Origin of the sequence: Elstera sp. (assembly GCF_044372965.1) — a bacterium.
Lineage (GTDB): Bacteria > Pseudomonadota > Alphaproteobacteria > Elsterales > Elsteraceae > Elstera.
In genome coordinates this window covers 1-5,292 of the sequence record NZ_JBILQX010000307.1, presented here as the reverse complement: position 1 = coordinate 5,292, position 5,292 = coordinate 1, and the positions used below count along the sequence as shown (strand labels likewise).

The window sequence follows — 5,292 nt, the reverse complement described above, 5'->3', positions numbered from 1 at the left end:
CCTCGGGCGCTTCAACCTTAACGACATCCGCCCCCAAAAGGCCTAATTGGTAAGCGCAGTAAGGGCCGGCCAGCACATTTGTGAGATCAAGGATGCGCACGCCCGCCAAAAGATCGATCATCCCATTACCCTCATATATCGACTGACATTTCCCAGATGGACGGCCCATCTGACCACGGTTAACGGCATATAGCCAAATTACGGCCCAACCAGAAGGTATGATGGCGTGGTGACAGTCTCTACCGGAGGGAAATTGCAGCCCCCAAGGCGATGACAGGCACGGTGGGACCAATCCTGTTCATTTGGGGACGGCTCGGGCGTACTTCGCGTGCCTCGTGCTGAGCGGGTAGCGCGCAAAGTTGCGAGACCAAACAGCGGAGCCATCTCTACAAGAGTAACGGCGATGGACCGCGTAGAACGGACACAGAGAAAGGGTCGGCGATTTCTGGATTTTCTCCCGGCTATCTAGGCCTTTTTGTGTGAGAAGTTTCCCTCTGACCTTCCCTAGGGTGTTTAATCCCAGAATTTGATGGGCATTGTTGACACATGAGTGGAAGGATGCGCTAGGGGCGGATTGTTGCGGAGACGCCGACGGCGACATTAGGGGGAGTCCTTGCGCTCTAAGGCGCTGATGGCACCGGTCTGCGCGGCGCAAGGGCGGACTCCGCGCAATGCAGGACGAAGGTAGCCAGGATATGCCGGTCGAGATTGGTCAGCCGATATTCCGGATGCCACTGAACCCCCATGCAGAACCCTGGCGTGAGCCCCTCGAAGGCTTCGATGACCCCATCCGGGGACCGTGCGATAACGTGAAAGCGGCCCTCTCCAACCAAGGCGTGCTGATGCAAGCTGTTGACCCGAAACGATTGGTCCTCGTCGTCAGCCAAAAGCCCTGACAAAAAGCGGGTCGAGGTGTTTAGAGTGATTGCGTGGGCTAAGGTATCGGGAACCATCTGTGGAAGATGTGAAACATCTCCAGGGGGTAGTTCGGAACAAAGGGTGCCCCCCAAAACTTCGCCAATAAGCTGCATGCCGTGACAAATGCCAAGAAGTGGCTTGCCTGCTTTCATCCCAGCATCGACGAGCGCCATCTCGAAGGCACGCCGCTCCCCGGTGATATGCACGCCGGGAACGGCACCGGTAATCAGAATGCCATCCGCAAGAGCAATAAGCTCGGATAGCTTTTCTCGGACATACGGGAGGATAAGGGGGATTCCTCCCGCCTCCGTGATCGCTTCGGCATAGTTTGCCCGCACAATATAGCTGCGTTCGCTCAGCGCGATGGCCGTCTCTTCGAGGTCTGGTGTCATCAGAATGACCGGCGCCTTTCTTGCTACAACTGGCGCTAATAGTAGCGTAGTTCGGTCTGCGGTAATGCTTCCGTTCGAAGTCATGATTATAGCCTTGCTGGAACCTGAGAAGTGTCGATTAGCGCTGGGAATTTCCAGTGCTTCAAGCCGACTCGGAGGAGGTGGGTTTCAAAGGTCGGCGCTGGCGGGATGTCTGTCGCTGACGATAGAAGCTTTGGCACAACACTAAGCGGCACTCCGCTTGCGTTTCTGGATATTGGCGTTGAGATGGCGCGCCAGCATCGAAAGCGGCCACGCAATGGCAAAGTACATCAGGCCGATGCCAATGAAGATGTGCAGCGGCAGGAAATATTCTGTCGCTAAAGCGCGCCCCTCTAGCATGAGTTCGTTGATCGTGATCAGCGCGCAGAGCGAGGAATCCTTCAAGAGCGCAACGAAAGTTGCGACAAGCGAAGGCAGGATGATGCGAAGCACCAGCGGCAGGATAATCAGCCGGAAGCTGACGAAGGGCGTCATTCCGATCGCGAGTGCAGCTTCACGCTGGCCGCGATGGATCGCCTCGAACCCGGCCCGAAAGACTTCTGCCATCTGGGCCCCAAAACAAAGCCCAAGGCCGATGGCGCCCGCATTGAAGGCTGTGAGCGTAATGCCAATGCCCGGCAGGCCAAAATAGAGCAAGAAGAGCACCGCAAGGAGCGGCACACCCCTGAACAGCACGACATAGCCTTGCGAAAAAGCGCGGAAAGTCTTGAACCGGCTCTGCTGGAGGAAGGCCAGGGCGGATCCGATCATGATGGCGACGATGAAGCCCGCCAGCGTGATCATGGCCGTCTTTCCTGCAGCATCCAGCATGCGGGGCATCCATTCGGCGCCGTACTCGAGGTAGGGTTCGAAAAAGCTGATCATCGCCTTGCTCCGTACTTTTGTTCGATTGAGCGGGCCGCAAAGGCAATTGGTAAGCTCATCAGCAGGTACATCATGGCGGCGGTCACGTAGATCAGGGTCGTCTCGAAGGTCGAGGTGACGAGCGAGCGCGCGAAGAACATGATTTCTGGCGCAGCAATGGCCGAAGCAATCGAACTGTCCTTTAGCAATTGTGTTGCGTAGTTCGTCACGGCAGGGAGCGCGATCCGCAACGCTTGTGGTGCAAGGATCAGCCGGATCGACTGGGACGGACGCATACCGACTGCAAGAGCGGCCTCCCGCTGCCCCTTATGCAATGCCTCGAACCCTGCGCGGAAAACATCGCATAGGCTTGCACCGCCGATCAGGCCGAGGCCGATGATGGCGGCGGTGACCGAGCCAAGCTGAATGCCGACAGACCCCAGGCCGAAATAGATCACGAAAAGATGCGCAAGCGCGGGGATGTTGCGGAAGAACTCGACATAGGAATCGATAGCCAGTGCAACGAGCCGGGAGCGCAGGAAGAGTCGCGCCAGCGACAGGGCAAAGCCCAGAATGATGGCGATAATCAGTGCGCCGAAAGTGACCCCGAGCGTGACGCCGACGCCCTGTAGCAGCCCTGCCAGGATGGTATCAAACCGAATGAACACTGGGGCTATCCTTCAATGGGCGATCTGACGCAGGAAGGCCTGCGTCCGCTCGTTTTGCGGGTGCATGATGAGGTCTTTCGCCGGGCCTTCCTCGACCACGATGCCGCCGTCCATGAAGATCACGCGGTCCGCGACATCGCGGGCAAAACGGATTTCGTGGGTCACGAGCAGCATGGTGCGGCCCTCATCCGCGAGTTCGTGGATGACGTTGAGCACCTCGCCGACGAGTTCCGGATCGAGCGCGGAGGTCGGCTCATCAAATAGAAGTAGCGTAGGCCGCTGCGCGAGCGCTCGGGCGATTGCGACACGCTGCTGCTGGCCACCGGAGAGGAAATCGGGATAGGCATCGGCTTTATGGGCCATATGGACCTTTTCGAGCATCTCGACGGCGATCTCATCTGCCGCCTTCGCAGGAAGATTCTGGACCCGCCGCAGCCCGATCGACACATTCTCCAGCACGGTGAGATGCGGCCAGAGGTAGAAGAGCTGGAACACCATGCCCATCTGCTGGCGTTGGGGAGCGAGTTCAGCATCGGACATCAGCCGCTCGCGCCGCGTGCCGGGATCCCGGACGCCGACGCGGGCATCATCGAGATAGATTGCACCGCTGGTGGGTTTTTCGAGCATGTTGACGCAGCGCAGGCAGGTTGATTTGCCCGAGCCGGAGGGGCCGATCAGCGCGACTTTTTCCCCCTTGCGAACAGAAAAATCGATCCCGCGCAGGACTTCAACGGTGCCATAATTTTTGCGCAGGTCCTCGACCCGCAGGAGCGGCTGGCTCACGGTCATTCTCCGAAATAAAGGGCAAAACAAAAAAGTCGGGTCGGCAATCCGCCGACCCGCAGTCAGCAACCAATAGGGGAAATCATCACAATAAGGTCGGCGCTGTAATGCGCCTACCTGTAGTCAGCAACCAGAGGGAGAAATCAGTTGCAGCTTGGGAGCTTGTAATCGGCCGGGCGATCCTTGCCAGCACGGAAATTCTCGCCGACCGGCTTGTACCAGACATCCGCGACAAGGCCGTAGCGCGCGCCGATTTCCTTCATCTTACAGGTAGCCCACATCTCTTTGATCACGGCATTCATGGCGTCGGCGAGCTTGGCGTTATCCTTGTTCAGACCGAACACCACCTGGCCAAGGCCGGTCAGAAGCGGAAAGTCCTTGTTCTGGTCCGTGAAGGCGAGGAACTGCATGTTCCAGTCAGGGTTTTGCGAGATCGCATAGCCGATGACGGGGGGATCGCCGATCACCGCCTCGATACGGCCAGCGACGAGATCGCGGACAGCCGCGTCAGAGGTGTCGTAGAGCCCCAGTTGAAGGCCTTCGATTTTCCGCAGTTCGGGGATGAAGGAAAAGCCGGTAATCGTGCCGACCTTCTTGTTTTTGAGATCGGCCAGCTTGTCCCAGTTCGTCTTCTTGGACTGCATGATACCATTTTTGAAGTAATGCACCGGCTCGGTGAGCGTCATGATCTTGGTGCGCTGCTCGGTCCAGCCCATGGTGCCGAGCATAGCATCGACGCGGCCCGCCTGGACGGAAGCAATCGTGCCGGACCATTCCATCAGCGCGGGTGTGATGGGCAGACCAAGCTTGTCGGCAATCAATTGCATGATCTCGCCGTCGTAGCCGATCATCTTCCCATCCCGCCAGCCAGACCCCGGCATGTCGCCGGTGAAGGCCACTGTCAGCTTGCCTTTCTGGATGGTCGTCACATCCTGGGCGACCGCGCCGGTGACCAGAGAGGCCGCCACGATCCCGCCTGCGAATAGCTTTGAAAGAATGTTCATGGGTGTCCCTGTCGTATTGATTGTTGCAGGCTGCATCTCGCCTGTGGTCACCAGAACACCATGCAAGGACGACAGCGGCTTGGAGCAAGGCGTCAAAAAACATAATAATTACGACATAATGTTTTTGCCTGGCTTGCCGTTTTCACGACAGCGCTGCTACGCTCATCCTATCCCGAGTGCTGCGATGGCGGGCCGCGCTAAACCGTGGCCCGCAAGCTGGAATTCTGTGTTTCTAGCTGGGTTTTTGATGTTCTCTGGCCTGCCCGGAATGTGCAGGGTTGGCGAGATTTACGGCTCGGCTTGCAAGGACTGGCGATGCGAGAAGCTCGATCAAAACCGGATTTGAATGTCGGGTTTATTTTATGCCCGGAATTCCCGCTGATGTCGCTGACGGGCTTCGTCGAGGCTCTTCGTCACGCGGCGGATATCGGCGATAAGAGCCGGAAGATTCTGTGTTCGTGGACCATCATGGCGCCAGGACGCCAATCGGTCACTTCGAGTTGCGGCATTTCAATCCCAGCCGATTCCGGGCTGATGCCGCCCGATAAGTTCGATTGCGTAGCGATTATAGGGCCTCTCTTACGCAATATCGACGCGATTCCCCCCGAGATTCACCCCTACTTGCGGCAAGTACAAACCCAT

Annotated in this window: 6 protein-coding genes and 1 pseudogene; 1 reads left to right on the top strand and 6 read right to left on the bottom strand. The window is 57.8% G+C overall.

What is annotated here, in order from left to right; translation table 11 throughout:
• The 6 genes from ACIQ36_RS20105 to ACIQ36_RS20080 form a co-directional block, all read right to left on the bottom strand.
• A partial coding sequence (locus ACIQ36_RS20105; protein WP_395832673.1) for a CoA transferase occupies window positions 1-121 on the bottom strand: 121 nt, incomplete at its 3' end.
• Between the two features lie 499 nt (window positions 122-620).
• Window positions 621-1,310: a gamma-glutamyl-gamma-aminobutyrate hydrolase family protein gene (locus ACIQ36_RS20100; RefSeq protein ID WP_395832671.1), complete on the bottom strand. Its 690-nt coding sequence runs from the start codon at window positions 1,308-1,310 to the stop codon at window positions 621-623.
• A gap of 225 nt (window positions 1,311-1,535) precedes the next feature.
• On the bottom strand, window positions 1,536-2,216 hold the full coding sequence (locus ACIQ36_RS20095; protein ID WP_395832669.1) for an amino acid ABC transporter permease: 681 nt from the start codon (window positions 2,214-2,216) through the stop codon (window positions 1,536-1,538).
• Entirely contained in the window at window positions 2,213-2,863 is a 651-nt protein-coding gene (locus ACIQ36_RS20090) for an amino acid ABC transporter permease (RefSeq protein WP_395832667.1), read from the bottom strand. Before ACIQ36_RS20090 ends, ACIQ36_RS20095 begins: the two co-directional genes overlap by 4 nt.
• Window positions 2,864-2,875: 12 nt before the next feature.
• On the bottom strand, window positions 2,876-3,652 hold the full coding sequence (locus ACIQ36_RS20085) for an amino acid ABC transporter ATP-binding protein (protein WP_395832665.1): 777 nt from the start codon (window positions 3,650-3,652) through the stop codon (window positions 2,876-2,878).
• 137 nt (window positions 3,653-3,789) lie between these two features.
• Complete coding sequence (locus tag ACIQ36_RS20080; RefSeq protein WP_395832663.1) at window positions 3,790-4,650, bottom strand: ABC transporter substrate-binding protein; 861 nt, start codon at window positions 4,648-4,650, stop codon at window positions 3,790-3,792.
• Between the two features lie 204 nt (window positions 4,651-4,854).
• On the opposite strand from ACIQ36_RS20080, the pseudogene ACIQ36_RS20075 reads away from it, so the two are divergent.
• Window positions 4,855-5,292: pseudogene (locus tag ACIQ36_RS20075) on the top strand (hypothetical protein); the annotation flags it as partial.